The 26,167-nt window shown below is 71.2% G+C and carries 23 protein-coding genes; 17 read left to right on the top strand and 6 right to left on the bottom strand.

All coding sequences use genetic code 11. The features are described 5' to 3' along the window. Positions 1-89: 89 nt before the first annotated feature. From ABZY12_RS30740 to nudC, 3 genes are read left to right on the top strand one after another with little or no spacing between them, the layout of a single operon-like run. Positions 90-3,503, top strand: a complete 3,414-nt coding sequence (locus ABZY12_RS30740; protein WP_356896062.1) for an ATP-dependent DNA helicase — start codon at positions 90-92, stop codon at positions 3,501-3,503. 10 nt (positions 3,504-3,513) lie between these two features. Beyond that, the gene (locus ABZY12_RS30735) at positions 3,514-4,953 is read left to right on the top strand and encodes a dipeptidase (protein WP_356896060.1); all 1,440 of its coding nucleotides are present in this window, start codon (positions 3,514-3,516) and stop codon (positions 4,951-4,953) included. A 52-nt stretch (positions 4,954-5,005) separates the two neighbouring features. Beyond that, positions 5,006-5,953 (top strand): NAD(+) diphosphatase, encoded by a 948-nt coding sequence (gene nudC / locus ABZY12_RS30730; RefSeq protein WP_356896086.1) that lies wholly within the window; start codon positions 5,006-5,008, stop codon positions 5,951-5,953. 80 nt (positions 5,954-6,033) lie between these two features. Here the strand turns inward: nudC and ABZY12_RS30725 are convergent, their stop codons facing one another. Next, positions 6,034-6,276 carry a mycoredoxin gene (locus ABZY12_RS30725; protein ID WP_356896058.1) on the bottom strand — a complete coding sequence of 81 codons (243 nt, stop codon included), beginning with the start codon at positions 6,274-6,276 and terminating at the stop codon, positions 6,034-6,036. Between the two features lie 144 nt (positions 6,277-6,420). Here ABZY12_RS30725 and ABZY12_RS30720 point away from each other — a divergent pair, with 144 nt between their 5' ends. The 5 genes from ABZY12_RS30720 (at position 6,421) to ABZY12_RS30700 (ending at position 10,295) form a co-directional block, all read left to right on the top strand. Then, positions 6,421-8,610, top strand: coding sequence for an ATP-dependent DNA helicase UvrD2 (locus tag ABZY12_RS30720; RefSeq protein WP_356896057.1), 2,190 nt, complete (start codon positions 6,421-6,423; stop codon positions 8,608-8,610). Positions 8,611-8,836: 226 nt separating this feature from the next. Further along, complete coding sequence (locus ABZY12_RS30715) at positions 8,837-9,157, top strand: hypothetical protein (protein ID WP_356896084.1); 321 nt, start codon at positions 8,837-8,839, stop codon at positions 9,155-9,157. A gap of 173 nt (positions 9,158-9,330) precedes the next feature. Continuing rightward, positions 9,331-9,699 (top strand): WhiB family transcriptional regulator, encoded by a 369-nt coding sequence (locus tag ABZY12_RS30710; protein WP_356896055.1) that lies wholly within the window; start codon positions 9,331-9,333, stop codon positions 9,697-9,699. Continuing rightward, a complete protein-coding gene (locus ABZY12_RS30705) occupies positions 9,696-10,019 on the top strand; it encodes a hypothetical protein (protein WP_356896053.1) in 324 nt (107 codons plus the stop codon). The genes ABZY12_RS30710 and ABZY12_RS30705 overlap by 4 nt, the downstream gene beginning before the upstream one ends. A 93-nt stretch (positions 10,020-10,112) precedes the next feature. Beyond that, complete coding sequence (locus tag ABZY12_RS30700) at positions 10,113-10,295, top strand: hypothetical protein (RefSeq protein ID WP_356896051.1); 183 nt, start codon at positions 10,113-10,115, stop codon at positions 10,293-10,295. A 12-nt stretch (positions 10,296-10,307) separates the two neighbouring features. Here ABZY12_RS30700 and ABZY12_RS30695 read toward each other — a convergent pair whose 3' ends face one another. Both ABZY12_RS30695 and ABZY12_RS30690 read right to left on the bottom strand, forming a co-directional pair. Continuing rightward, positions 10,308-11,660: an AarF/ABC1/UbiB kinase family protein gene (locus ABZY12_RS30695; RefSeq protein ID WP_356896049.1), complete on the bottom strand. Its 1,353-nt coding sequence runs from the start codon at positions 11,658-11,660 to the stop codon at positions 10,308-10,310. Between the two features lie 41 nt (positions 11,661-11,701). Beyond that, positions 11,702-12,853 carry a TOMM precursor leader peptide-binding protein gene (locus ABZY12_RS30690; RefSeq protein ID WP_356896047.1) on the bottom strand — a complete coding sequence of 384 codons (1,152 nt, stop codon included), beginning with the start codon at positions 12,851-12,853 and terminating at the stop codon, positions 11,702-11,704. A 197-nt stretch (positions 12,854-13,050) separates the two neighbouring features. Between ABZY12_RS30690 and ABZY12_RS30685 the strand changes: the two genes are divergently transcribed. The 4 genes from ABZY12_RS30685 (at position 13,051) to ABZY12_RS30670 (ending at position 16,840) form a co-directional block, all read left to right on the top strand. Next, positions 13,051-13,626 carry a M48 family metallopeptidase gene (locus ABZY12_RS30685; RefSeq protein ID WP_356896045.1) on the top strand — a complete coding sequence of 192 codons (576 nt, stop codon included), beginning with the start codon at positions 13,051-13,053 and terminating at the stop codon, positions 13,624-13,626. Between the two features lie 107 nt (positions 13,627-13,733). Continuing rightward, the gene (locus ABZY12_RS30680) at positions 13,734-15,371 is read left to right on the top strand and encodes a TerD family protein (RefSeq protein WP_356896043.1); all 1,638 of its coding nucleotides are present in this window, start codon (positions 13,734-13,736) and stop codon (positions 15,369-15,371) included. A 13-nt stretch (positions 15,372-15,384) separates the two neighbouring features. After that, positions 15,385-16,065, top strand: a complete 681-nt coding sequence (locus ABZY12_RS30675) for an AIM24 family protein (protein WP_356896041.1) — start codon at positions 15,385-15,387, stop codon at positions 16,063-16,065. A 19-nt stretch (positions 16,066-16,084) separates the two neighbouring features. Next, positions 16,085-16,840 (top strand): AIM24 family protein, encoded by a 756-nt coding sequence (locus ABZY12_RS30670; protein WP_356896039.1) that lies wholly within the window; start codon positions 16,085-16,087, stop codon positions 16,838-16,840. Positions 16,841-16,892: 52 nt separating this feature from the next. Here the strand turns inward: ABZY12_RS30670 and ABZY12_RS30665 are convergent, their stop codons facing one another. Both ABZY12_RS30665 and ABZY12_RS30660 read right to left on the bottom strand, forming a co-directional pair. Beyond that, on the bottom strand, positions 16,893-17,426 hold the full coding sequence (locus ABZY12_RS30665; RefSeq protein ID WP_356896037.1) for an NUDIX hydrolase: 534 nt from the start codon (positions 17,424-17,426) through the stop codon (positions 16,893-16,895). After that, positions 17,423-18,850, bottom strand: a complete 1,428-nt coding sequence (locus tag ABZY12_RS30660) for a zinc-dependent metalloprotease (protein ID WP_356896035.1) — start codon at positions 18,848-18,850, stop codon at positions 17,423-17,425. Before ABZY12_RS30660 ends, ABZY12_RS30665 begins: the two co-directional genes overlap by 4 nt. A gap of 194 nt (positions 18,851-19,044) precedes the next feature. Between ABZY12_RS30660 and ABZY12_RS30655 the strand changes: the two genes are divergently transcribed. The 4 genes from ABZY12_RS30655 to ABZY12_RS30640 all read left to right on the top strand — a co-directional run bounded on the left by ABZY12_RS30655 (position 19,045) and on the right by ABZY12_RS30640 (position 22,293). Next, positions 19,045-20,154 (top strand): SDR family oxidoreductase, encoded by a 1,110-nt coding sequence (locus tag ABZY12_RS30655; protein ID WP_356896033.1) that lies wholly within the window; start codon positions 19,045-19,047, stop codon positions 20,152-20,154. A gap of 79 nt (positions 20,155-20,233) precedes the next feature. Continuing rightward, positions 20,234-20,695: a molybdenum cofactor biosynthesis protein MoaE gene (locus ABZY12_RS30650; RefSeq protein WP_356896031.1), complete on the top strand. Its 462-nt coding sequence runs from the start codon at positions 20,234-20,236 to the stop codon at positions 20,693-20,695. Positions 20,696-20,898: 203 nt separating this feature from the next. Beyond that, positions 20,899-21,129: a hypothetical protein gene (locus ABZY12_RS30645; protein WP_356896029.1), complete on the top strand. Its 231-nt coding sequence runs from the start codon at positions 20,899-20,901 to the stop codon at positions 21,127-21,129. A gap of 75 nt (positions 21,130-21,204) precedes the next feature. Continuing rightward, complete coding sequence (locus ABZY12_RS30640) at positions 21,205-22,293, top strand: PDZ domain-containing protein (protein WP_356896027.1); 1,089 nt, start codon at positions 21,205-21,207, stop codon at positions 22,291-22,293. A gap of 68 nt (positions 22,294-22,361) precedes the next feature. On the opposite strand, the gene ABZY12_RS30635 is transcribed toward ABZY12_RS30640, so the two are convergent. Further along, positions 22,362-22,916, bottom strand: a complete 555-nt coding sequence (locus ABZY12_RS30635) for a PPA1309 family protein (protein ID WP_356896025.1) — start codon at positions 22,914-22,916, stop codon at positions 22,362-22,364. A gap of 135 nt (positions 22,917-23,051) precedes the next feature. On the opposite strand from ABZY12_RS30635, the gene ABZY12_RS30630 reads away from it, so the two are divergent. Continuing rightward, the gene (locus ABZY12_RS30630; RefSeq protein ID WP_356896023.1) at positions 23,052-26,051 is read left to right on the top strand and encodes a UPF0182 family protein; all 3,000 of its coding nucleotides are present in this window, start codon (positions 23,052-23,054) and stop codon (positions 26,049-26,051) included. The last annotated feature ends 116 nt before the right edge of the window (positions 26,052-26,167 follow it).

The following is a 26,167-nucleotide window of genomic DNA, read 5'->3' as shown; positions in this document are numbered from 1 at the left end:
CCTCCGCCCGGACACCTCCGCCTGCTCGGCAGCCCTCGGCCGCCGCCGCCCGGGCGGGGCTGTCGGTGGTCCCGGTTAGCCTCTCTGGGGTGACCGCACGCATCACCGACCCCGAGCAGCTCAAGGAGCTCCTCGGCATCCCGTTCACCCCGGAGCAGACGGCCTGCATCATCGCGCCGCCCGCCCCGCAGGTCATCGTGGCCGGAGCCGGTTCCGGCAAGACGACGGTGATGGCCGCCCGGGTGGTCTGGCTGGTCGGCACGGGCCAGGTCGCCCCCGAACAGGTCCTCGGCCTCACGTTCACCAACAAGGCCGCCGGCGAACTCGCCGAACGGGTCCGAACCGCCCTCGTCCGCGCCGGCGTCACCGACCCCCACGCGATCGACCCCGACCATCCCCCCGGCGAGCCCCGCATCTCCACGTACCACGCCTTCGCCGGGCAGCTGCTCACCGACCACGGCCTGCGGCTCGGCCTGGAGCCCACCTCCCGACTGCTCGCCGACGCCACCCGGTACCAGCTCGCCGCGCGCGTGCTGCGCGAAGCCCCCGGCCCGTACCCCGCCCTGACGAAGTCGTTCCCGACCCTCGTCAGCGATCTCCTCGCCCTCGACGCCGAGCTGTCCGAGCACCTCGTCCGTCCGCGGGACCTGGAGGCGTACGACTCCGAGCTCCTCGACGCACTCGCCCGCGCCAAGCTCTCCAACGCCGACCTGCGCAAGGTCCCCGAGACCGCCGCCGCCCGCCGCGAGCTGCTCGACCTCGTCGTCCGCTACCGCGCCGCCAAACGCTCCCGCGACCTGCTCGACTTCGGCGACCAGATCGCCCTCTCCGCCGAACTCGCCACCACCCGCCCCGAGGTCGGCGCCCTCCTCCGGGACGAGTTCCGGGTGGTTCTCCTCGACGAGTACCAGGACACCTCCGTCGCCCAGCGGCTGCTGCTCTCCGGCCTCTTCGGCGGAGGGACCGGACACGCCGTGACCGCCGTCGGCGACCCCTGCCAGGCGATCTACGGCTGGCGCGGAGCGTCCGTCGCCAACCTCGACGACTTCCCCGCCCACTTCCCGTACGCGGACGGCACCCCCGCCACCCGCCACGCCCTCTCCGAGAACCGGCGCAGCGGCGGCCGTCTGCTCGACCTCGCCAACGGGCTCGCCGCACCTCTGCGCGCCATGCACGCGGGCGTGGAGGCGCTGCGTCCGGCACCCGGCGCGGAGGGCGACGGCACAGTGCGCATCGCGCTGCTGCCCACGCACGCCGAGGAGATCGACTGGCTCGCCGACTCCCTCGCCCACCTCGTCCGCACCGGCAGGGAACCGGGCGAGATCGCCGTCCTGTGCCGTACGGCGACCGACTTCCCCGCGATCCAGGCCGCCCTGGTCGCCCGCGACGTCCCCGTCGAGGTCGTCGGCCTCTCCGGGCTCCTGCACCTGCCCGAGATCGCCGACCTGGTCGCTGTGTGCGAGGTCCTCCAGGACCCCGGTGCCAACGCCTCCCTCGTCCGCCTTCTCACCGGCCCCCGCTGGCGCATCGGCCCGCGCGACCTGGCTCTCCTCGGCCGCCGCGCCCGGCTCCTCGTGCACCGCGAACGCGCCGGCGACGCCGCCGACGACGACCGGCGGCTCGCCGCCGCGGTCGAGGGCGTCGACCCGGCCGAGGTCATCTCGCTCGCCGACGCGCTCGACACCTTCCTGGACTCCGGAGGCGAGGACGACGGCCTGCCGTTCTCGGCCGAGGCCCGCGTCCGCTTCGCCCGCCTCGCCACCGAGCTGCGCGGTCTGCGCTCCTCGCTCGCCGACCCCTTGATGGACGTCCTGCACCGGATCCTCGCCACCACCGGCCTTGAGGTCGAACTCTCCGCCTCACCGCACGCGCTCGCCGCCCGCCGCCGCGAGACCCTCTCCCACTTCCTCGACATAGCGGCTGGCTTCGCCTCCCTGGACGGCGAGGCGACCCTGCTGGCCTTCCTCGGCTTCCTGCGTACGGCCGCGCAGTACGAGAAGGGCCTCGACAACGCGCTCCCGGGCGGCGAGAACACGGTCAAGGTCCTCACGGCGCACAAGTCGAAGGGCCTCGAATGGGACGTGGTGGCGGTGCCGGGCCTGGTCGCCTCCCAGTTCCCCAGCGGCAGGTCCCGCGAATCATGGACCTCGCAGCCGCAGGTGCTCCCGCACGCCCTGCGCGGCGACGCCGCCACCCTGCCGGACGTGGACAGCTGGGACGCCGCCGCCCTCAAGACCTTCAAGGAGCGGATGCGGGACCACCAGCACACCGAGGAGCTCCGCCTCGGCTATGTGACCTTCACCCGCCCCCGCTCCCTCCTCCTCGGCTCCGCCCACTGGTGGGGCCCGGCCCAGAAGAAGCCGCGCGGCCCTTCGGACTTCCTCACCGCCCTGTACGACCACTGCGCGGCCGGCTTCGGCGAGATCGAGGCCTGGGCCGACGAACCGGAGAAGGACGCCGAGAACCCCGCGCTGAAGGAAGACACCGCCGACCAGGCCTGGCCCCTCCCGCTCGACCCGACCTCCCTGGAACGCCGCCGCGAGGCGGCGCAGCACGTCCGCACCCTCTTGCGGGCGACTGTTCCGCAGGGCGGAACGTACGCGCTGCCCGCCCAAGGGCCCGCACCCCAGGACCCCGACGAGCCCTGGCCCGACGCCGAGCCCCCCTGGGACGAGGACCCCTTCTGGCACGAGGAGCCCCCTGCGGACGAGGTCCCCGCCCCCCGGGTACCCCTGGACGACGCCCACGACGACCTCACCCCCGAAGACGCCCGCACCCTCGCCTCCTGGGACCGTGACCTCACCGCTCTCACCACCGAGCTCCGTCGCGCCCGCGCCACCACCCGCGACGTCCTGCTGCCCGCCTACCTCTCCGCCTCCCAGGTCCTCCGCCTCGCCGCCGATCCCGACGGCTTCGCCCACGACCTGGCCCGGCCCATGCCCCGCCCCCCGCAGCCCGCGGCCCGCCGCGGCACCCGCTTCCACGCGTGGGTGGAGTCCCGGTTCGAGGAGCTGCCGCTCCCCCTGCTCGGTCCCGACGAGCTCCCCGGCGGCGAGGACTTCGCCGGCGAGCCCGAGATCGTCGACGAGCGGGACCTCGACGCCCTCAAGGAGGCCTTCGCCCTCACCCCGTACGCCCGCCGCACCCCGTACCGCGTCGAGGTCCCCGTCCATCTCTCCCTCGCGGGACGGGTGATCCGGGGCAGGATCGACGCCGTCTACCGGGACCCGGACTCCGGTGCGTACGAGATCGTCGACTGGAAGACCAGCCACCTCCGTACCGCCGACCCCCTCCAGCTCGCGATCTACCGTCTCGCCTGGGCCGAACAGCACGGCCTCCCCGTCGACGAGGTGGAGGCCGCCTTCGTCTACGTCCGCACCGGAGAGGTCGTACGGCCCCGCCGCCTCCCCGGCCGTGCCGAGCTCGAGGACATCCTGCTCGGCAGACGGGAGGAGGGACCTGAGGACGGACCGCCGGACCGGCGCGCTCCGGGCGCCGGATAGGCTCAGGAGCATGAGCTACACCCCGGACAGCGCCGTCCAGACCGCACGTACCCAGGCCGTACGCACGTACATCCAGCGGCACCGCGCCGCCTTCCTCGACGACCTCGCCGAGTGGCTGCGCATCCCGTCCGTGTCGGCGCAGCCCGAGCGTGCCGCGGACGTACGGCGCAGCGCCGACTGGCTCGCGGCCAAGCTGACGGAGACGGGATTCACGACGGTCGAGGTCTGGGAGACCGACGGCGCGCCCGCCGTCTTCGCCGAATGGCACTCAGGGGACGCCGACGCCCCCACCGTGCTCGTCTACGGCCACCACGACGTCCAGCCCGCCGCCCGGGAGGACGGCTGGGACACCGACCCGTTCGAGCCTTACATCACCGACGGCCGGATGTACGCGCGCGGTGCCGCCGACGACAAGGGCCAGGTCTTCTTCCACACCCTCGGCGTCCGCGCCCACCTCGCGGCGACCGGCCGCACCACTCCCGCCGTCAACCTCAAGCTGATCGTCGAGGGCGAGGAGGAGTCCGGTTCCCCGCACTTCCGCGACCTCGTCGAGTCCCACGCGGACCGGCTCGCCGCCGATGTCGTGATCGTCTCCGACACCGGCATGTGGTCCGAGGACACCCCGACCGTCTGCACCGGCATGCGCGGCGTCGCGGACTGCGAGATCCAGCTGTACGGCCCCGACCAGGACATCCACTCCGGGTCTTTCGGCGGAGCCGTGCCGAACCCGGCCACCGTCGCAGGCCGGATCGTCGCCGCGCTCCACGACGAGAACGAGCGCGTCGCCGTTCCCGGCTTCTACGACGGCGTCACCGAGCTCTCCGACGCCGAGCGCGCCCTCATCGCCGAGCTGCCCTTCGACGAGGACGGCTGGCTGCGCACCGCCAAGTCGCACGGCACCCTCGGCGAGTCGGGCTTCAGCACCCTGGAGCGGGTCTGGGCCCGCCCCACCGCCGAGGTCAACGGCATCGGCGGCGGCTACCAAGGCCCCGGCGGCAAGACGATCGTCCCCGCCTCCGCCCAGCTGAAGCTCTCCTTCCGGCTGGTCGCCGGCCAGGACCCGGCCAAGATCGAGCTCGCCGTGCGCGACTGGCTCGCCGCCCAGGTCCCCCAGGGCATCCGGTACGAGATCGTCTTCGGCGCCCCGACCCGGCCCTGCCTGACCCCGCTCGACCACCCGGCCCTGCGGTCGGTCGCCCGGGCCATGAGCCTGGCCTTCGACGGAGCCAAGATCCGTTACACCCGTGAGGGCGGCTCAGGCCCCGCCGCCGACCTCCAGGACGTCCTGGGCGCGCCGGTGCTGTTCCTCGGCATCTCGGTACCGTCCGACGGCTGGCACGCCCCCAACGAGAAGGTCGAGCTCGGCCTCCTCATGAAGGGCGTCGAGACCACCGCTCATCTGTGGGGCGACCTGCCCGCTGCCGTCCCGGCAGCCGCCCCGCAGCGCTGAACGCTGAACCCACACACCTGATCCGGGGGAGTTGGAAGCACCTGTGAGCAGCATGAAGTACGAGTCAACGGACCGTCCGATCGGGCTCACCGCCCCGAGCGGCATCGACCGCGCGGCCCACCACCGCCTCGACGAGGCATGGCTGGCCGCCGCCTGGAGCCACCCCACGACCCGCGTCTTCGTCGTCTCCGGCGGCCAGGTGCTGATCGACGAGCCCGCAGACAGCGCTGACGGCCGCACCGAGCTCGTCATGACCCCGGCCTTTGAGGCTCCGGTCACCGAGACCCACCGCTATTTCCTGGGCACCGACGCCGAGGGCGTCTCCTACTTCGCCCTCCAGAAGGACTCCCTGCCCGGCCGCATGGACCAGTCCGCCCGCCCGGCCGGTCTGCGTGAGGCCGGTCTGCTGCTCTCGCCCCGCGACGCGGGCCTCATGGTGCACGCCGTCGCCCTCGAGAACTGGCAGCGCCTCCACCGCTTCTGCTCCCGCTGCGGCGAGCGCACGGTCATCGCGGCCGCCGGTCACATCCGCCGTTGCCAGGCCTGCGGCGCCGAGCACTACCCGCGCACCGACCCCGCCGTGATCATGCTGGTCACGGACGAGGAGGACCGCGCGCTCCTCGGCCGCCAGGTCCACTGGCCCGAGGGCCGCTTCTCGACCCTGGCGGGCTTCGTCGAGCCCGGCGAGTCCATCGAGCAGTCGGTGGCGCGCGAGGTCTTCGAGGAGGCGGGCGTCACGGTCGGCGAGGTCGAGTACATCGCCAGCCAGCCGTGGCCCTTCCCGTCGAGCCTGATGCTGGGCTTCTTCGCGCGCGCCACCTCCTCGGAGATCACCGTGGACGGCGAGGAGATCCAGGAGGCCCGCTGGTTCTCCCGCGAGGACCTGACCGCCGCCTTCGAGTCGGGCGAGGTCCTGCCTCCGTACGGCATCTCGATCGCGTCCCGTCTGATCGAGCTCTGGTACGGCAAGCCGCTGCCGAAGCCCGGCGACGTGGTCTGACCGGGCTCCATGGCCGAAAAGAGCCCCCTGCCGGCACTGCCGGGAGGGGGCTCTTCCACGCGGTCGCGGAGCCGGTCGGCTCAGACGCCGACCTTCTGCTTGACCTGCGCGAGCGACGGGTTCGTCAGCGTCGTACCGTCCGGGAAGAGGACGGTCGGCACGGTCTGGTTGCCTCCGTTGGCCTTCTCCACGAACGCGGCCGACTCCGGGTCCTGCTCGATGTTGATCTCCGTGTACGCGATGCCTTCGCGGTCCATCTGGCTCTTCAGCCGACGGCAGTAGCCGCACCACGTGGTGCTGTACATCGTCACAGTGCCCTGCATGGCCTGGCGCTCCTCTGTTCGCGGGTGGGTCCGAGGAAAGGAACGTACGCGCCCGCGCCTCCATTCCCGTATTCGTACGACCGGTGCCCTTCGCCTGTGGACAACCCGCCGCACCCACCCCACCGAACCTGGCAGCATGGCGGGGTGACAGCAGCAACGCACTCCTCTCTCTTCCCGCGGGTCCCCGAGTCGGCCGACGCGGTGCTCGACGGGCTCGACCCCGAGCAGCGCGAGGTCGCCCTCGCCCTGCACGGCCCGGTGTGCGTGCTGGCGGGAGCCGGCACGGGCAAGACGCGGGCCATCACCCACCGCATCGCCTACGGCGTGCGGGCGGGGATACTCCAGCCCGGCAGTGTGCTGGCCGTCACGTTCACCAACCGGGCAGCCGGCGAGATGCGCGGCCGTCTGCGCGAGCTCGGCGCGGGCGGCGTCCAGGCCCGCACGTTCCACTCCGCGGCGCTGCGCCAGCTCCAGTACTTCTGGCCGAAAGTCGTCGGTGGCGATCTTCCCCGACTCCTGGAGCGCAAGATCCAGCTCGTCGCCGAGGCCGCCGCACGCTGCCGCGTCCGGCTCGACCGCAACGAGCTGCGCGATGTCACGGGCGAGATCGAGTGGGCCAAGGTCACGCAGACCGTCCCCGCCGACTATCCGGCGGCCGTCGCCAAGTCGGTCCGCGACGCACCCCGGGACCCGGCCGAGATCGGCCAGATCTACGCGATGTACGAGCAGCTCAAGCGCGACCGCTCGGTGATCGACTTCGAGGACGTGCTGCTGCTCACCGTCGGCATCCTCCAGGACCGTCACGACATCGCCGACCAGATCCGCCGCCAGTACCAGCACTTCGTCGTGGACGAGTACCAGGACGTCTCCCCGCTCCAGCAGCGGCTGCTCGACCTCTGGCTCGGCGACCGCGACAGCCTCTGTGTCGTCGGCGACGCCAGCCAGACCATCTACTCCTTCACCGGCGCCACCCCCGACCACCTGCTGAACTTCCGCACCCGGCACCCGAACGCCACCGTGGTGAAGCTGGTCCGCGACTACCGCTCCACCCCCCAGGTCGTCCACCTCGCCAACGGACTGCTCAGCCAGGCCCGCGGCCGCGCCGCCGAGCACCGCCTGGAACTGATCTCCCAACGCGATCCCGGCCCCGAGCCCGCCTACACCGAGTACGCCGACGAACCCGCGGAGGCCGAGGGCACCGCCCGCCGCATCCGCGACCTGATCGCCGCCGGCGTCCCGGCCGGCGAGATCGCCGTGCTCTACCGCATCAACGCCCAGTCCGAGGTCTACGAACAGGCCCTCGCCGACGCAGGGGTGCCGTACCAGCTGCGCGGCGCCGAGCGGTTCTTCGAACGCCAGGAGGTCCGCGAGGCGGGCATCGCCCTGCGCGGCGCCGCCCGGGCCGGGGGCAACGACTCCCTCCTCGACGACGCCGAGGACCTGCCCTCCCAGGTCCGGGCGGTGCTCTCCACCAAGGGCTGGACCACCGAACCGCCCGCCGGCTCGGGCGCCGTCCGCGACCGCTGGGAATCGCTCGCCGCCCTGGTCCGCCTCGCCGAGGACTTCGCCCGCGCCAAGCCCGGCGCCACCCTCTCCGACCTGGTCGCCGAGCTCGACGAGCGGGCCGCCGCCCAGCACGCCCCCACCGTCCAGGGCGTCACCCTCGCCTCCCTGCACGCCGCCAAGGGCCTGGAGTGGGACGCGGTCTTCCTGGTCGGCCTCACCGAGGGCATGATGCCGATCACGTACGCCAAGACCGACGAGCAGATCGAGGAGGAGCGCCGGCTCCTGTACGTCGGGGTCACCCGCGCCCGGCTCCACCTCTCGCTGTCCTGGGCGCTCTCCCGCTCCCCGGGCGGCCGCGCCTCCCGGCGCCCCACCCGCTTCCTCAAGGGGCTGCGACCCGGCTCCGGCCCCCTCGGCGCCGCCGGCGCGGGTGGCGGCGGCTCCGTCGAACGGGGGAGCGGCGGCGGCCGGCGCAAGCGCCGGGGCCCGGTGCGGTGCCGGGTCTGCGGCGCCACGCTCACCGAGGCCGGCGAGATGAAGCTGACACGCTGCGAGGACTGCCCCTCCGACATGGACGAGGCCCTGTACGAGCGGTTGCGCGAGTGGCGGTCCGACCAGGCCAAGCAGCTCGGGCAGCCCGCGTACTGCGTGTTCACCGACAAGACGCTGATGGCGATCGCCGAGTGCGTGCCCTCCACCGACGGCGAGCTGGCCTCCATCTCCGGGGTCGGCGCCCGCAAGCTGGACCGGTTCGGTGCCGACGTCCTGGCCCTCTGCGCGGGCGAAGAGCCAGGTGAGGAGCCTGGAGGGGACGACGAGGAGCAGTGATGAAAACTCGTCGAAAAAATAGTTTGCGCCCGCCCCGTCAAGCCCCATAGGTTCTTAACCACGGAAACAGCGGCTTCTTCGAAGCCCTGTCTTCGTGCTGTACTTATCCGAATACACGAGGGCCCGGCTCACCCCGAGCCCTCCGAGACGCCGAGAGGAGGCGATTCCAGTGATCAGCATCAACCACAACATCAGCAGCAACGTCAGCTTCGTCGTCACCGACAAAATGATCGATCGCTCGGTCGTCTCCGCATGCTCGCTCGGCCTCTCCGGTTCGGCGTTCATGGGCAGCGGTCTCCCTGGCACCGGTCTGTCCGGTGCCGGCATGGCCGGCGCCCCGGCCCTTCGGCCGGCGGCCGTCCTGGCGGGTCTTCCCGTCATGGAGCGCATCGAGCGACCGACCAAGGCACTGGAAGCAGGAGTAGCAGCAGCCCAGGCGAAGGCCTATGGCTTTGCGGCGACCGGTGCCGAAACCAAGCAGCAGACGACGCAGCACCACACGATGTGGGCCTTCCGTGGGCTCGAACCCTGGAGTGATCCAGCCTGATCCTCGATCAGGCCGGCGCCTTCAGGGCCGCGGAACCCCACCCGGGATCCGCGGCCCTTCTGTTTGTCCCCGAACGGGGCTGACAGAGCGAAGGGGCCTCGGGACAAAGCAAGACCCGGTACCAGCCGAAACCCCGGCCAACAGGCCGGAACAACAGACGAGGAAAAACAACCGTGCAACTCGAAGCGCACGCCCCGTCCGTACCGCCTTCCGAAACGATCCCCCCGCCCGGCCTCACGGAGGACTCCACCTTGACCCCCCTCACCACGCTCTCCGCGCTCGACGACGCCATCGAGAACCTCGGCGTACCCGTCCCCTGCCGCTCGTACGACCCGGAGGTCTTCTTCGCCGAGTCCCCGGCCGACGTCGAGTACGCGAAGTCCCTCTGCCGCACCTGCCCGCTGATGGAGGCCTGCCTCGCCGGCGCGAAGGAGCGGCGTGAGCCGTGGGGCGTCTGGGGTGGAGAGCTCTTCGTCCAGGGCGTCGTCGTCGCCCGCAAGCGGCCGCGTGGCCGCCCGCGCAAGAACCCGGTCGCGGCATGAACGTCACCGGAACCATCGACCGACCCCTCACGCACGATCCCCAGAAGCAGGCCCCGATGACCTCTTCCACGAGCGAGCCGTCCGGCTCCGCTACCCCAGACGTTTCCACCACCGGCGCGAACGCCTCGCGTCAGAACAGGACCCGTGAGATGCAACTCATCCCAGAAGCCCTGGCTCGTGCTCATATGCACGACCTCATGCGGGAAGCCGACGCGGAACGCCAGGCCCTGCGCCTGGTCGCCGCCCGGCGGATGCAGCGGCGAGCCGAGCGTGTCTCGCTGCGCGCCCGGCGCGCGCTGGCCATGGCCGTCATGCACTGACCCGAAGAACCCTCGCGGGGGCCGGTCCGAACGGACCGGCCCCCGCGGTGCGTTGCCCTGCGACCGGCTCCCCGTCCGACTATCGTCACCAGCGTGAACGACGCCCGGACACCCGAGGAGCCCATCGTGTGCGCCCGCTGCGGCAAGACCGCCGAGGAGCTCCCGGTGACCTGGTCCTGCTCCGTGGAGGACGGCGCCCGTCGCTACCTCTGCGACAGCTGCGCCCGCGAGAACATCCGATCCATCGAGGGCCGTCTCGACTCCACCTGGTGGTGACGGCCCCGTCGCTCACTCCTCCGCGAGGAAGCCGGGCAGCCACTCCTCCAGCTCGTCGCGCATCCGGACCGTCGCGTTCAGCTGGCAGAGCACACCGATCGTGCTCAGGGTCACACGGTGTATCAGCAGGTACGACGGCGGCAGATTGAGCTGCTTGCCCAACTGGTGTGCCGGGGAACGAAGGTCGGCGATGCGCGCGGCCTGCGCCCTCATCCAGCCCCGGGAGAAGCCGAAGGCGTCCGCGTCCGCGGGCTCGATGATCGGCAGGAGGTACTCGAGCACGGCGTCCGGGTCGAGCTCGATGGACTCCTTGACGAACCCCTCCCCACGGAGCAGTTCGTAGACCCCCTCCGCATCGCCCTCCAGCGCCATCCGCAGACACCTGCCGATCGTCACCGGAAGCCCGCCCGGCAGCCGGTCCACCGTGCCGAAGTCCAGGACCCCGAGCCGCCAGCTCTCCGGACCGGCCTCGTCCTCGTCGTCCGTCCCGCCGGGCAGCAGCCGGAAGTTGCCCGGATGCGGATCGGCGTGGAGCAGCCCCGTGCGAGCCGGACCCGAGAAGAGGAAGCGGGCCAGAAGCTGACCGGCCCGGTCCCGCTGCTCCTGCGTGCCGTCCGCGATCACCTCGGACAGCGGGATCCCGTCGATCCACTCCGTCACCAGGACCTGCTCCGACTGGTGCACCACCCCGGGCACCACCACATCCGGATCGTCGGCGAACTGCTCCGCGTGCTCCCGCTGGGCCCGCGCCTCCAGGCCGTAGTCCAGCTCCTCGGCCACCCGGTCGCGCATCTCCGTGATCAGCGGCTTGATGTCCATGCCGGGGACCAGCGGGCCGAGGAGCCGCGCGAACCGGCTCAACTGCGCCAGATCCGAGAGCAGCGCGTCGCCCGCCCCCGGATACTGCACCTTCACCGCGACCTCACGGCCGTCGTGCCACACCGCCCGGTGCACCTGCCCGATCGAGGCGGCCGCCGCGGGCTTGTCCTCGAACTCCAGGAACAGCTCCCGCCACTCCTCCCCGAGCCGTTCCTCCAGGACTCCGTGGACCGTCCGTGTCGGCATCGGAGGCGCGGCCTCCTGAAGCTTGGTGAGCGCCGCCCGGTAAGGGCCCGCCACCTCCTCGGGGAGCGCCGACTCGAAGACGGAGAGCGCCTGCCCGAGCTTCATGGCCCCTCCCTTCAGCTCGCCCAGGACCTTGAAGAGCTGGTCGGCCGTGCGCTGTTGCAGCTCGCGGGCGACGATCTCCGCGGACTTGCCGCCGATCCGCTTGCCCAGGCCCCACGTGGCCCGTCCGGCGAAGCCCAGGGGCAACGCGGCCAACTTGGCGGTCCGGGTGACCGCCTTCCGGGGAAGATCAGACATGCGCCCCTCCAAATCCCAGACCGCCGTGCCGCGCAGGGCGGTTACCCCGCCATTGTGTCCTGTGGCATCCCGGCCTCCGAGGCGCGCACCCCTTCTCTGTTACGTACGGCCCCGCACGGGCACGAAGGGTGCGGTCTCAACCGCTCCACGCGCCACTCGAGAAGCGGCAGCGACGCCTCCCACCGTGCCCCCGTGCTCGCCGGCAACTCGCCGTCCAGGAAGGCCAGCGCATGGGCGGCGGCCAGTCCCGCCACGGCCGTCGCCAGTCCGAGATCGCAGGCCGGCAGCGGTTGGGGCGCGCCCGAGCGCCACTGCGCCAGCATCCGGGGCCAGACCGGTTCGCGGTCCGTCCGTTCTTCCTGCACGCATCGCGCGCACGCCGTGCCGCCCGGCAGCACCAGCGGTCCGACCACACCGGTGGCCTCCAGCACGCCCGCGTAGAGATGAGGAGTGCCGGTGGTGATCCAGTCCTCGGCGGACAGCGGGTCGGGGACATAGGCGCCGAGGCCGTCCCGAGGTGTCACCACGACGAGGGAGAGGCCGGGTTCGCTTCCGCCGTCCTCCGGCGCGGGAAGTGCGGCTCGTGCCGCCCGGCCGCCCGGGGCCCAGCTCCGCACGAGCCGGCGGGCCGCCACGGCCCGGCGCTCGCCGACCGCCTCGGCGGGCAACCCGGCCGGCGACACCTCCCACGGCTCCACCGACCCGGAGTCCAGCACCTCCACGCGGCCCACTCCGGAGGCCGAGAGCAGCGCCGCGACCGCCGCGCCGACCCGGCCCGCGCCCCGGACCTGGACGCGCAGGGCCCGTCGCGCGGCCAGCCGCCGCGCCGCCCCGTCCGGTGCCGGATCGACCACGGAGAGCGACGCGAGGTCGGCTCGCAGCGGGTCGAGCGCGGGATCCGACCGCCCGGGTGCGCCGGGTTTGCCCGGCCGGCTCGCCGAGGCGTCCGCGATCAGCCCGGCGTCCGCCAGCCGGCCGAGCAGGGCCTCCAGCTGCCCGTCCGGCAACCCCAGTGCCCGAGCCTCCGCCCGCAGCAGTTCCATGCCGCGGGTGCCGTCGAGCAGCCCGAGCAGACTGCCGGTGGTCGTGTCGAGCGGCCCCACCAGCACCGCGTGCGCGGATGTGGTCCCGAACTGCACACACTGCAGATTCCGCCAGGCGCGTCGCAGCGCCGGTTTCACCATCGGATGCATATCCGCCCCCGTGATCTTGCTCCGTGATCCTGTTCCGTGATCTCGACGTCAGAATGCCCGCGAGCCGAAGCGGACGCCGAAAGTTGTCCACAGGGTCGGTGTGTCAATCATTCGAATAGGGCACGGTGCGACAGGATCACGGCCGAACCGATCCCGAGGCGGGACTTCCCCCGCTGACAGCGGGTAACGTCGGGCGCGTGCCCGCCGACCCACAGCGCAGCGTGACAAGCAAACCGCCCCGCGGCTCGGGGACCAGTGCGGTCGAGGTCCGCAGAAGCTCCCGGCGGAACAGAACCGTCTCCGCCTACCGCGAGGGCGACCGGACCATCGTGCTCATCCCGGCTCGGATGTCCGAGGCCGAGGAGCAACGCTGGGTGTCGGTCATGCTGGACAAACTCGCCGCCCAGGAGAGCAAGCGCGTCCTCGGCGACGCCGAACTGACCGAGCGCGCCGAGCGGTTGTCGGAGCAGTACTTCAACGGCAGGGCGCGTCCCGCGTCCGTGCGCTGGGTGACCAACCAGAACACCCGCTGGGGCTCCTGCACCCCTTCGGAGGGCAGTATCCGGCTGTCGCACCGGCTGCAGGGCATGCCCGAGTACGTCGTCGACTACGTGCTCGTCCATGAGCTGGCCCACCTCCTGGTGCCCGGCCACGGACCCCGGTTCTGGCGGCTCCTGGAGGCGTATCCGCGCACCGAGCGGGCCCGGGGCTATCTCGAAGGCGTCGTCGCCGCCGAACGGCTGCCGCATCTGCCGACCGCTCGCGAGGAGTGACCGCTCCGAATCTGTACCGAATGTGTACCGACTTGGCTCAATGTCGGATACAGCCGTTAGCCTGGCGCGACGCATTCACATTTCGGGATGGGGGACGGTCGTTACGCATGGCCAGGGAATTCCAACGCGGCCACAAGGCCAAGATCAGTGATCTGACACCGGGGACCGATCTGTACGTGGGCGTGCAGATCGCGGGGCCCGGGCTGACCTTCGACATCAGCTGCTTCGGTCTCGACGCGAACGAGCAGCTCTCGGACGACCGGTACTTCATCTTCTTCAACCAGCCGAAGTCGCCCGAGGAGTCCATCCAGCTCCTCGGCGCGCAGTCCGGCGACACCGAGTCCTTCCGCGTCACACTCGACCGCCTCCCGGCGAACATCCACAAGCTGTCGTTCACCGCGACGATCGACGGCGCCGGCCAGATGTCGCAGATCGGCCCCGGCTACATCCGGATCGTGGCGGGCGGCGAAGAGGTCGTCCGGTACGCCTTCACGGGCGCGGAGTTCTCCACCGAGCGCGCCGTGATGCTCGGCGACTTCTACCTCAAGGACGTATGGCGGTTCGCCGCGGTCGGCCAGGGCTTCGACGGTGGTCTGGAGGCGCTGCTGAGGAACTTCGGCGGTGAGGTCGCCGAGGAGGAGCCGGCCGCGCAGCAGCCGCAGGGCGCGGCCCCCGGCTTCGCCCCTCCGCCGCAGGCTGCCGCCCCGCCCGGCTTCGGCGCGCCCACGGCGCCGCCCGCGCCCCAGGTCCCCCAGCCCGCCCCGGCGTTCGGCGCGCCCGCGCCCGCTCCGGCGCCGGCTCCGCAGGCCCCGGTCCAGCCGGTGTACGCGGCACCCGCGGCGGCGCCGCCCACCGCCCCGCCGCCGGCGCCCTCGCCGTACGGCCAGCCGCAGCCGCCGCAGTTCGGACAGGTCCCGGGCCAGGTCCCGCCGCCCGGCGCGCCCGCCCCGTACGGCCAGCCCGCGCCCGCCCCGTACGGCCAACCCGCGCCCGCCGCGTACGGCCAGCCCGCCTTCGGTCAGCAGCCCCCCATGGGCATGCCCCCGGCCGGTATGGGCGTCCCCCAGGGCGCCCCGGCAGCCGGCGCCGGACTCGCCGCCGCGCTCCAGCCGTACAAGGAGACGGCGACCGGCGCGCGTTGGACCCCGCAGAACCAGCAGCTCATGCGGGTCGACCTGGCCATGGGCGGCGTGCCCGTCCTCGCCCGGCAGGGCAGCATGGTCATGTACCAGGGCAAGGTCGAGTTCAGCCACAAGGGAGCCGGCTTCACCGGCCGGATCGTCGGCAACGCCACCGGCCAGGAGATGCAGCTGATGCGCTGCACCGGCCGCGGCCAGGTCTTCCTCGCCGAGGAAGGCGCCCATCTGCACCCCATCGAGCTCCAGGGCGACGGAATCTGCGTCTCCGCGGAGAACGTCCTCGCGTTCGACGAGTCGCTGCAGTTCGAGATCCGCCGGATCGAGGGCCACGGCATCCCCGGCGGCGCCCTGTTCACCATGCAGTTCCAGGGCACCGGCACGGTCGTCGTGAAGACCCACGGCATTCCCGTGGTGCTGCCCGTCACGCCGACCACTTTCGCCGACTGCAACGCCGTCGTCGCCTGGTCGTCCGCGTCGCAGGTGATCCTCTCCAGCCAGGTCCGGCTGCGCCGCAACGCGTACCCGGGTCACAGCGGGGAGACCGTGAACCTCCAGTTCCGGGGTGCCCCCGGCAACTTCATCGTCGTCCAGCCGTACGAGGTCTGAGGGAGCCCGAAGAATGAACCAGCAACTCGCGGGCTTCGCCCCGACCCCGATGGCGGCCCGGATGGAGAACCACGGCCGCACCATGCTCAAGGTCGCCATGGCCTCCGGCCAGGACCTGTACGCCCGAACCGGCTCGATGGTCGCCTACGAGGGCTTCATCACCTACGAGCCCAACCCGCCCGCCGTCCGCCAGGTCGCGCAGCAGTGGATGACCGGCGAGGGCGCGCCCATCATGAAGTGCTCCGGCGACGGACTGCTGTACCTCGCCGACTACGGCGCGGACGTCGTCGTCATCAATCTCGACAACGACTCCCTGTCCGTCAACGGCACCAACGTCCTCGCCTTCGACGCCCACCTCCAGTGGGGCGTGGAAAAGGTCAAGGGGCTGGCCAAGTTCGCCGGTCAGGGCCTGTTCAACGTCGAGATCGCGGGCACCGGATGGGTCGCCCTGACCTCGCGCGGCACCCCGATCGTCGTCGACTGCGGCCGCGGCGAGGACGAGACGTACGTCGACCCCGACGCGCTCGTCGCCTGGTCGCCCGCGCTCAAGGTCAAGGGCAAGCGCAGCTTCAAGGCCTCCTCCCTGATCGGGCGGGGCAGCGGCGAGGCGTACCAGATGGCCTTCTCCGGCCAGGGCATCGTCGTCGTACAGCCGAGCGAGGACAGCACCGACCGCCTGCGGATCCGGGGCTGAGGGGGAGCGAGAACACACCATGCAGAGCCCGCTTTTCAACTACGCCGAGCAGCAGAGCCAGGAACGGTACGTCATCCAGAACCCGCAGCTGCTGCGGGTGGCGCTCACCGGCCAGGACGACATCCTCGCCCGCAAGGGCGCCATGGTCGCCTACCAGGGGCTCGTCGACTTCGACGGCGAGTACCAGACGTCCACCCAGCGCCGGGCCCGCGCCAGGACCGGTGAGGGCCTCGACCTGATGCGCTGCTCCGGTCAGGGCACGGTCTACTTCGCCAACCTCGCCCAGTACATCCACGTCGTGGAGGTCGAGCAGGAGGGCATGACCGTCGACAGCGCCTATGTGCTGGCGCTGGACTCGACCCTGCACACCGAGGTCATCGCCGTGGACAGCCAGTACGGCATCTCCGGCTCCGGCAAGTACCAGCTCAACATCTCCGGCCGTGGCAAGGTCGCCCTGATGACCTCCGGTCAGCCGCTGATGATGCAGGTCACGCCCGAGAAGTATGTCAACGTCGACGCGGACGCGATCGTCGCCTGGTCCACCGGGCTGCGGGTGCAGATGCAGGCACAGACGACGAACTCCAACGTCCGCCGCCGCCGCGGCAACACGGGCGAGGGCTGGGAACTCAGCTTCCTCGGCCAGGGATACGCCCTGGTCCAGCCCAGCGAGGTCATGCCGCCGCAGAACGCCGCCATCGGCCAGGGCCTCGCGGCCCAATTCGGCGCCGGGCAGCACGGCTCGCACGCGCAGAACCAGAACAACGCCTGGAACTGAGCCGGTGCGTGAGTAAGGGGCGGTCGCCCTGGTGACCGCCCCTTACCGCTGCCTACGCGAGCCGGGCGCGGGTCCGCTCCGTCAGCCGTACCACCGACTCGTCGGCCACGCCCGCCACCTCGTCGTAGGTGTACCAGCGCAGGTCCAGCGACTCGTCGCTGATCGCCTCCACCGCGCCGGCCGGAGCCAGCGCGGCGTACTGCACGTCCAGGTGCCAGTGGCAGGGCGCCGGAATCGGATGCCGGTCCAGACGCACCGGACCGCCGGAGAGCAGGGTCAGACCGGCGATCCCCGACTCCTCGGCCGCCTCGCGCAGCGCCGCCTCCGCCACCGTCGCGTCACCCGGCTCGCAGTGGCCGCCCATCTGCAGCCACATGCCGAGCTTCTTGTGCAGCGTGAGGAGGACCCGGCCGCGCTCAGGGTCGACGACCAGCGCGCTGGCCGTCAGATGCCCCGCCCCGCATGCCTTCCACATACCGTCCGGATGGGCGTCCAGGTGATCCAGATAGATCTGGCGCAGCTCTTCCTGTTCGCCGTTCGCCTCGTACGTCTTCAGTACGAGCACGGCGTCGTCGTGCAGACTCACTTGTCGTCTTCGCTCTCGTCGTCGCCGTCACGCCTGTCGGCCGCCTCGCCCAGCATCTTGTCCAGCTCGGAGAAGTCCAGCTGTTCGCGGTGGACGAAGCCGTCGGGGTCGTCCAGGTCGGACGCCGTCGGCAGCATGTCCGGGTGCCCCCACAGGTCGTCGCGACCGTCGACACCCCGCGCGTCCGTGAGCGAGGCCCACAGCCGGGAAGCGTCCCGCAGTCGGCGCGGACGCAGTTCGAGCCCGATCAGAGTGGCGAAGGTCTGCTCGGCGGGGCCACCGCTCGCCCGGCGCCGGCGCAGCGTCTCGCGCAGCGCGTCCGCCGAGGTCAGCCGGGACTTGGCGGCCTCGTGGACCACCGCGTCGACCCAGCCCTCGACCAGCGCGAGCGCCGTCTCCAGACGGGCCAGGGCGGCCTTCTGCTCCGGGGTGTCCTCGGGCTGGAACATGCCCTGCTGGAGGGCCTCCTGCAGTTGCTCCGGGTGCGTCGGGTCCAGCTGGCCGACCGCGTCCTCCAACTTGGAGGTGTCGACCTTGATCCCGCGGGCGTACCCCTCGACCGCGCCGAACAGATGCGCCCGCAGCCACGGCACATGGGCGAAGAGCCGCTGGTGGGCCGCCTCGCGCAGCGCCAGATACAGCCGCACCTCGTCCTTCGGCACGCCCAGGTCCTTGCCGAGGGCCTCGATGTTCAGCGGCAGCAGCGCCGCCTTGCCGGCCGGACCCAGCGGCAGACCGACATCCGTCGACCCGACGACCTCGCCCGCCAGCGCGCCCACGGCCTGACCGATCTGCTGGCCGAACATGGCACCGCCCATGGAGCGCATCATGCCGATCAGCGGGCCCGCCATGGCCTGCATCTCCTCGGGCAGCACATCGCCCATCGCCGCGCCGACCCGCTCCGCGACCGGGTCGACCAACTGCTGCCACGCGGGCAGCGTCGCCTCGACCCATTCGGCGCGGCTCCACGCCACGGCCGTGCTCGCCCCGGAGGGCAGCGACGTCACACCGTCGAGCCACAGGTCGGCGAGGCGCACGGCCTCCTCCACGGCGGCCTTGTCCGCCTGACCCACGCTGGCGTCCTTCGTGCCGTCCGCGGTGCCCTGTGCGACGACCTGGCGGGCGATCTGCTTGGCCATGTCCCAGTTGACGGGACCGCCCTCATAGCTGAGCATCTGGCCGAGCTGCTGGAAGGCCGCGCCCAGGTCGTTGGGGTTCAGCGAGCCGAACATCGCCGCGAACGGATTGTCACCGCCCGGGCCGCCGGGAAGACCGCCGAAACCGAACGGATTGGCACCGAACGGGTTGCCGCCGCCCTGGCCACCGGACCCCTGGCCACCTCCGGCGGGGTCCTTCTTCTTGCCCTCGTCGCCGTTCTCCGGCTCCTCCGGCGGAAGGCCGAATCCGAATGGGGTGTCACTCACAGGTTTCCTCGGCTCGTAGGGCCGCCGGCTTCCTGCCGACGGCGACTGCCCGTCTCTCCACACCACCAGCGTAGACATCCGGGCCGGATATGGGCTCGGTGCTCCGCCGGGCCGTGGCCTGCGGCAGGATGGACGCCACCTGGTACGTACGCGTCATTCGGGTACGTACTGAAGACAACCGCTGGAGACGCCCGGTGAGTTCCCCAGATCCTCAGGTTCGCGGAGCGCGAAACCACTCAACCCGGTCCGCCGGACGTGGCCCCGTCGTCGCGGTCACCGGCGCCGCCTCCGGGGTCGGTGACCTGCTGACCAGACGTCTGGCCGCGTCGGACGAGATCAAGCGGGTCGTCGCGATCGACGAGCGGCGCGGCGAGGTCCCCGAGGCGCAGTGGCACATCCTCGACGTCCGCGACCCGGCCATCGCCGAGAAGCTGAAGGGCGCCGACGTGGTCGTGCACCTCGCGGTCGACCTCGACCTGGAGTCGGACGCCGCCGCCCGTACCGCCTACAACGTGCGCGGCGCGCAGACCGTCCTCACGGCCGCCGCCGCGGCGGGCGTCCACCGGGTGGTGCTGTGCACCTCCGCCATGGTCTACGGCGCCCTGCCCGACAACGACATCCCGCTCTCCGAGGACGCCGAGCTGCGCGCGACCGCCGAGGCCACCGGCGTCGGCGACATGCTCGAGATCGAGCGGCTCGGCCGCCGCGCGCCCCGCGCCCACCCCGGCCTCAACGTCACGGTCGTCAGACCCGCCGTCCTGGTCGGCGGTACGGACACGGCGCTGACCCGCTACTTCGAGTCGCCCCGGCTGCTCGTCGTCGCCGGGTCCCGCCCCACGTGGCAGTTCTGCCATGTCGAGGACCTGGTCAGCGCGCTGGAGTACGCGGCGCTCGGCAAGGTCGACGGGGAGTTCGCGGTCGGCTGCGACGGCTGGCTGGAACAGGAGGAGGTCGAGGAGCTCTCCGGGATCCGGCGCATGGAGCTGCCCTCCGCCGTCGCCCTGGGCGCCGCCGCCCGGCTGCACCGGATCGGGCTCACCCCGTCCCCGGCCGGGGACCTCGCGTACACGATGCATCCATGGGTGGTGAGCGTCGGCAGGCTGCACGACGCGGGCTGGCGGCCGAAGTGGACCAACGAGGAGGTGCTCGCCGCGCTCCTGGAGGAGGTCGAGGGCCGGCACACGGTCGCCGGGCGGCGGCTCGGCCGCAAGGACGCGACGGCGGCGGGCGCGGCCGGCGCGACGGTGGCGCTGCTCGGCACGGCGGCACTGGTACGGCAGATGCGGAAGCGGCGGGGCCTGTAGGACCCTCCGAGGGACGGACCGGACAGCCGGTCGAAACCGCTATTCCGGGATGTCCGTGCGGTACGGCACCATGGGCACCATGGCACGCACCCCTGACCACCCCGGCGAGCAGGCCGCCGCCGACCCGATCAAGCTGCTCGCGATCCGCGACACCCCGCTCTCGGTCGACGAGGTCTTCCGGGCCGTCGGCGACGACGCGGCCGGAGGCACCACCCTGTTCGTGGGCACCGTGCGCAACCACGACAGCGGCGCGGACGTCGACGCCCTGGGCTACTCCTGCCATCCCACGGCCGAGGCCGAGATGCGCCGGGTCGCCGAGAAGGTCGTGGCCGACTACCCGGTCCGCGCCCTGGCCGCCGTCCACCGCGTGGGCGATCTGCGCATCGGCGACCTCGCGGTCGTCGTCGCCGTCTCCTGCCCGCACCGCGGCGAGGCGTTCGAGGCCTGCCGCAAGCTGATCGACGACCTCAAGCACGAGGTCCCGATCTGGAAGCACCAGAAATTCTCGGACGGCACCGAGGAGTGGGTGGGCGCCTGCTAGGTCGTGTCCGCAAGGTCTCGCCCAGCCCGGCCCTGATCCCGCGCACAGGACCGAGCCCCTGGCAAGCGACGCGCCGACGTCCAGTAGTCGAACGCCCGATTTGCGTAACCGGCCCCCCGGCAGCAGCGTTGGAACAGCAGATCGTTAGTCTGCTGATCGGCCGTCGGCCGTTTTGCGGTCGCTCATGGGGATGGGAGGTCGGGATGACAGCGCTCGCCTGGTTGCTGATTCCACTTTTCGCAGTCGTCGGCGCGGCGATATGGGGAAGCTGGGCCCAGAGGAACAAGACCATCGGGGACGTCGCCGAGCTCGCCGGCTACGCACGGTTCAGGGACGCCATGGAGCGGTCCCGTTCCGCCGCCGACCGGGAGCTGACCGAGATGACGTCGTCGTCGCCGGGTTCACCCGTACGCAGTAGCCACGTCTCCGGCTGATTCCCTCCCCGCCGGCCGCCTCGTACGGACCCGCCCCACAGGTGCGCTCACAGACCGGTCCCGTACTGTCGTTCCATGCCACGCCGCACTGCGACGATGCTCGCCTCCACCCTCGTCCTGATCACCCTGCTCTGTGTGGGCGTCTTCGTCCGGGTGCCGTACGCGGAGATGAGCCCGGGCCCCACGGTGAACACCCTCGGCGACGCCCGCGGAGAGCCCGTGCTGCAGATCTCGGGTCGTCAGACGTACCCCACCACCGGGCATCTCAACATGACGACGGTCCGTGTCACCAGTGCGGACTACCGGATGAACGTGGTCGAGGCGGTCTACGGCTGGCTGGCCCATGACAACGTCGTGGTGCCAAAGGAGACGCTCTACCCGGACGGCAAGACCGAGGAGGAGTCGAGCCAGGAGAACGCCGAGGAGTTCAGCCAGTCCCAGGAGAGCGCGAAGGTCGCCGCCCTCGGTGAGCTGGGCATCCCGGTGACCACCCGGGTCGTCGTCGCCTCCGTCGTGAAGGACAGCCCGGCGCAGGGGGTCCTGCACGCCGGTGACGTCATCAGGGCCGTCGACGGCGTTCCGGTGAAGGAGCCCGGTGACGTCGCCGAGCAGGTGACCAAGCGCAAGCCGGGCGAGAAGGTCGAGTTCACGATCGTCCCCGCCAAGGAGGCGGCCGCGGCCGAGAAGGCCGGGAAGGAGCCGACCGCCACCCGGAAGGCCACGATCACCACCGTGAAGTCGAAGGAGGGCGACCGGGCCATCGTCGGCATCCAGGCCGGTACGGACCACGTCTTCCCGTTCACCATCGACATCAAGCTCGCCGACGTCGGCGGCCCCAGCGCGGGCCTGATGTTCGCGCTCGGCATCGTCGACAAGCTCACCCCCGGGAGCCTGACCGACGGCAAGTTCGTCGCCGGCACCGGCACCATCGACGAGAAGGGCAAGGTGGGCCCGATCGGCGGCATCGACATGAAGCTGGTCGGCGCCCGCAAGGCCGGCGCCCAGTACTTCCTCACCCCGGCCGACAACTGCGAGTCCGCCGCCTCCGACACCCCCGACGGCCTCACGCTGATCAAGGTGAACACCATCGACGACGCGACGGCGTCGCTGGAGAAGCTCCGCAACGGCGACACCCGGAACCTGCCCAGCTGCTCCAAGAGCTGAGCCGCGGCACCACGCGCGCGTGGGGGGGCGTCACGGTCGACGACCGGGGCGCCCCCACCCTGTAGGGCTCAGCCCTCGAAGGTCGCCGCCAGCGCGTCCGCGAGTCCGGGCACCAGGTCCGCGCCGGTCAGCACCTCGTTCGGCGAGTCCTTCTCGCGCAGCCGGATCGCCGCCTCGCGTGCTCCGTCGCGCAGCACCGCCACGGTCATCCGGACCTCCTGACGGTCGGGGTGCCGGGCCACCCACTTCGCCAGACCGGCTTCGTCGAGACCGTCCGGCACGGACGCCTCGGCCGACGGCGGCAGCATCAGGCGCTCCACGGTCAGCGCGCAGCCGGCCACCGCGTCGGGCCAGGCGATCGTGCCGAGGAACTCGTCGAGGGGCTTCCCTGCGGGCAGCTCCTCCTGCTCGATGGGGGTGTAAGCGGCGACTTCACCGCCTTCGAGGCCGAGCTGGGAGGCGAGCCCCGGCTCCTGGGCGCGCAGCTTGGCGGTGTCGACGAGGGCGAAGAGCCGGGCCGGCCGGTCCCAGCCGAGGCCTGAGGCGTACTCGTCGATCTCGAGCACCGCGCGGGTGAGGGGACTCGCGGCCATGGGGGTGCCGGAGGGGGAAACGTTGGACATGGATGACATCCTGCCTCCTCATGCCCCGAAGACGGGAACTAGGTAAAGCCTCAGTAAGTTGCATCAGTGGGCTCTACGATCGCGGGGCCTGCTTATCGACGCATCAACCTCGAGGGGCGCACGTTGGCTTTCCAGATGCCGGACCGCGGAGGCGGCGGAGGCCCGTCCGGGCCAAGGATCAGAGTCGGCCGGCCGTCCCGGCGGGCCCGCACCCTGCTCATGACACTGGGCGTGCTGGCCGTCCTGGCCATGGCGTTCGTCATGTTCGCCGGGTTCTGGACGGACTGGCTCTGGTACCGCTCGGTCGCGTACTCGTCCGTGTTCACCACCACCCTGTGGACCAAGATCGGCCTGTTCGTGGTCTTCGGTCTGCTCATGAGCCTCGCCGTCGGCCTGAACATCTGGCTGGCGCACCGGCTGCGGCCGCCGCTGAGCGCGATGTCGCTGGAGCAGCAGAGCCTCGACCGGTACCGGATGGGCCTGGCTCCCTACAAGAAGTGGGTGCTCCTCGCGATCGCCGCCCTGGTGGGCCTGATCGCCGGTGCCTCGGCCTCCGGACAGTGGCGGACCTGGCTGCTGTGGGTGAACGGCGTCCCGTTCGGGCAGAAGGACCCGCAGTTCCGGCTGGACGTGTCGTTCTTCGCCTTCGACCTGCCCTGGTACCGCTTCCTGCTCGCCTTCGGCTTCGCCGCGACCGTGCTCTCGCTGGTCGCCGCCGCGCTGACCCACTATCTGTACGGCGGACTGCGCGTCACCAGCCCCGGCGCGCGCGCCACCGCCGCCGCGACCGGCCACCTGTCGGTGCTGCTCGGCGTCTTCGTGTCGCTGAAGGCCGTGGCGTACTGGCTCGACCGGTACGGCCTCGCCGTGAAGTCCAGCGACTTCAAGGCGGCCGGCAACTGGACGGGTCTGCGGTACGTCGACGCCAACGCCTATCTGCCGGCGAAGACGATCCTCTTCTGCATCGCGGCGATCTGCGCCGTGCTGTTCTTCGCGACGCTCTGGCGGCGCACCTGGCAGCTGCCGGTGATCGGCTTCGGTCTGATGGTGCTCTCGGCGATCCTGATCGGCGGCCTGTACCCGGCCATCGTGCAGAAGTTCCAGGTCCAGCCGAACGAGCAGGCCAAGGAAGCGCCGTACATCCAGAAGAACATCGACGCGACGCGCAAGGCGTACGACATCGACCAGACGAAGCCGGAGAACTACTCCGGCAAGTCCACGGTCAAGGACAAGGACAAGCTCCGCTCGGACTCCGACACGGCGGCGAGCTACCGCGTCCTCGACCCGAACATCGTGTCGCCGACGTTCCAGCAGCTGGAGCAGAAGCGGAAGTACTACCAGTTCCCGACCACGCTCGACATCGACCGCTACCAGGGCAAGGACACCGTCGTCGGCCTGCGTGAGCTGAACATCAAGGGCATCCCGAAGCGGAACTGGATCAACGACCACTTCACGTACACCCACGGCTTCGGCGCCATCATGGCCACGGGCACCCAGACGGACGCCAACGGCTCCCCGATCTTCACCGAGTCCGGGCTGCCGACCACGGGCGAGCTCGGCACGTACCAGCAGCGGATCTACTACGGCGAGAAGACGGACCAGTACTCCATCGTCGGTGGCCCGCAGAAGGAGCTGGACTACGAGGAGAACGGCGAGAAGACCACCAGCTACGAAGGCAAGAGCGGGGTCAACCTCTCCAACGCCTTCAACCGCGCCGCCTACGCCGTCGCCTTCAGCGAGCCGCAGATCCTCTACTCGGGAGCCATCGGCGAGGGCTCGCGGATCCTCTACAACCGCACGCCCAAGGAGCGCGTCGAGGCGGTCGCGCCATGGCTGACCATCGACGGTGACGCCTACCCGGCGGTCGTCGGTGGCCGGATCCAGTGGATCGTCGACGCGTACACGACCACCAACGGCTACCCGTACGCGTCGCGTACGACGCTGGGGGAGACCACGGCCGACGCGCTGACGGTCGGCAACCAGCAGCGCGCGGTGGTCGCCCAGCAGAACCAGGTCAACTACATCCGCAACTCGGTGAAGGCCACCGTCGACGCCTACGACGGCACGGTGACCCTCTACCAGTGGGACAAGGAGGACCCGGTCCTCAAGACCTGGATGAAGGCGTTCCCGGACACCGTGGAGCCGCGTGAGGCGATCAAGCCGGAACTGATGCAGCACCTGCGCTACCCGCAGGACATGTTCAAGGTCCAGCGCGAGCTGCTCACCCGGTACCACGTCACCAACCCGGCGCAGTTCTACAGCGGCTCGGACGCCTGGCAGGTGCCGGACGACCCGACCACCAAGGAGGGCAACGCCGTCCCGCCGTACTACCTGAGCATGAAGATGCCCGGGGATGCGGACCAGCGGTTCTCGCTCACGACGACGTTCACCCCGAACGGGCGGCCCAACCTGGGCGGCTTCATGGCGGTCGACGCCGAGGCCGGCAGCAAGGACTACGGCCGCATAAAGCTGCTGAGGGTGACCTCCGAAGTGCCGGGCCCGGCCCAGGTGCAGAGCAAGCTCAACGGTCTGCCGGAAGTGGCCCAGTTCGTCCGGGACATGAGAGGCGCCGACTCCGACATCCAGTACGGCAATCTCCTCACCGTGCCGCTGGACGGAGGCTTCCTCTACGTCGAGCCGGTGTACGCCCAGGGCCGCAACGCGCTCTACCCGCTGCTGAAGAAGGTCGCGGTGTCGTACGTGGACGCCGATCAGCCGGACGGTGACACCACCAAGGACACCACGGTGTTCGAGAACAACCTCACCGAGGCGCTGAACAAGGTCTTCGGAGTCGAGGGTGTGACGCCGCCCCAGCCGGAGCAGCCGGGGACGACCCCGCCGACGACGCCGAGCACGAACGACGAGGCGCTGAAGAAGGCGATCGCCGACGCGCAGAAGGCGTACGACGACGGAGAGGCCGCACTGGCGAAGCAGGACTGGGCGGCCTACGGCAAGGCCCAGGACGCCCTCCAGAAGGCGCTCCAGCGTGCCGCGGAGGCCGGCGCCAAGCTGAAGTCGGAGGAGAAGCCGGCGGACCAGAAGCCGGCCGACAAGCCGGCGGGCCAGAAGCCGGCGGCTGACGCCCCCAGGCCGGGGACGACACCGTCCAGCAGCGCGAGCCCGCCGAGCGGCTGAGAGGCCTGGTCAGGCACCACCCCGCGTCGTGATACCTTTGAGGAACAACGACGCGGGGTGGAGCAGCTCGGTAGCTCGCTGGGCTCATAACCCAGAGGTCGCAGGTTCAAATCCTG

The sequence above is a fragment of the Streptomyces sp. NPDC006551 genome, assembly GCF_040611675.1.
GTDB lineage: Bacteria > Actinomycetota > Actinomycetes > Streptomycetales > Streptomycetaceae > Streptomyces.
The sequence above is the reverse complement of the archived record's forward strand: the minus strand, read 5'-3'. Positions and strand labels throughout refer to the sequence as shown.

Excerpts from the sequence above, each read along its gene's own strand:
- ABZY12_RS30735 (WP_356896060.1), top strand. The coding sequence starts at position 3,514 with ATGAGCTACACCCCGGACAGCGCCGTCCAGACCGCACGTACCCAGGCC.
- nudC (WP_356896086.1), top strand. The coding sequence starts at position 5,006 with ATGAAGTACGAGTCAACGGACCGTCCGATCGGGCTCACCGCCCCGAGC.
- ABZY12_RS30725 (WP_356896058.1), bottom strand. The coding sequence starts at position 6,276 with ATGCAGGGCACTGTGACGATGTACAGCACCACGTGGTGCGGCTACTGC.
- ABZY12_RS30715 (WP_356896084.1), top strand. The coding sequence starts at position 8,837 with ATGATCGATCGCTCGGTCGTCTCCGCATGCTCGCTCGGCCTCTCCGGT.
- ABZY12_RS30705 (WP_356896053.1), top strand. The coding sequence starts at position 9,696 with ATGAACGTCACCGGAACCATCGACCGACCCCTCACGCACGATCCCCAG.
- ABZY12_RS30695 (WP_356896049.1), bottom strand. The coding sequence starts at position 11,660 with ATGTCTGATCTTCCCCGGAAGGCGGTCACCCGGACCGCCAAGTTGGCC.
- ABZY12_RS30690 (WP_356896047.1), bottom strand. The coding sequence starts at position 12,853 with ATGCATCCGATGGTGAAACCGGCGCTGCGACGCGCCTGGCGGAATCTG.
- ABZY12_RS30680 (WP_356896043.1), top strand. The coding sequence starts at position 13,734 with ATGGCCAGGGAATTCCAACGCGGCCACAAGGCCAAGATCAGTGATCTG.
- ABZY12_RS30675 (WP_356896041.1), top strand. The coding sequence starts at position 15,385 with ATGAACCAGCAACTCGCGGGCTTCGCCCCGACCCCGATGGCGGCCCGG.
- ABZY12_RS30670 (WP_356896039.1), top strand. The coding sequence starts at position 16,085 with ATGCAGAGCCCGCTTTTCAACTACGCCGAGCAGCAGAGCCAGGAACGG.
- ABZY12_RS30650 (WP_356896031.1), top strand. The coding sequence starts at position 20,234 with ATGGCACGCACCCCTGACCACCCCGGCGAGCAGGCCGCCGCCGACCCG.
- ABZY12_RS30645 (WP_356896029.1), top strand. The coding sequence starts at position 20,899 with ATGACAGCGCTCGCCTGGTTGCTGATTCCACTTTTCGCAGTCGTCGGC.
- ABZY12_RS30640 (WP_356896027.1), top strand. The coding sequence starts at position 21,205 with ATGCCACGCCGCACTGCGACGATGCTCGCCTCCACCCTCGTCCTGATC.
- ABZY12_RS30635 (WP_356896025.1), bottom strand. The coding sequence starts at position 22,916 with ATGTCCAACGTTTCCCCCTCCGGCACCCCCATGGCCGCGAGTCCCCTC.
- ABZY12_RS30630 (WP_356896023.1), top strand. The coding sequence starts at position 23,052 with ATGCCGGACCGCGGAGGCGGCGGAGGCCCGTCCGGGCCAAGGATCAGA.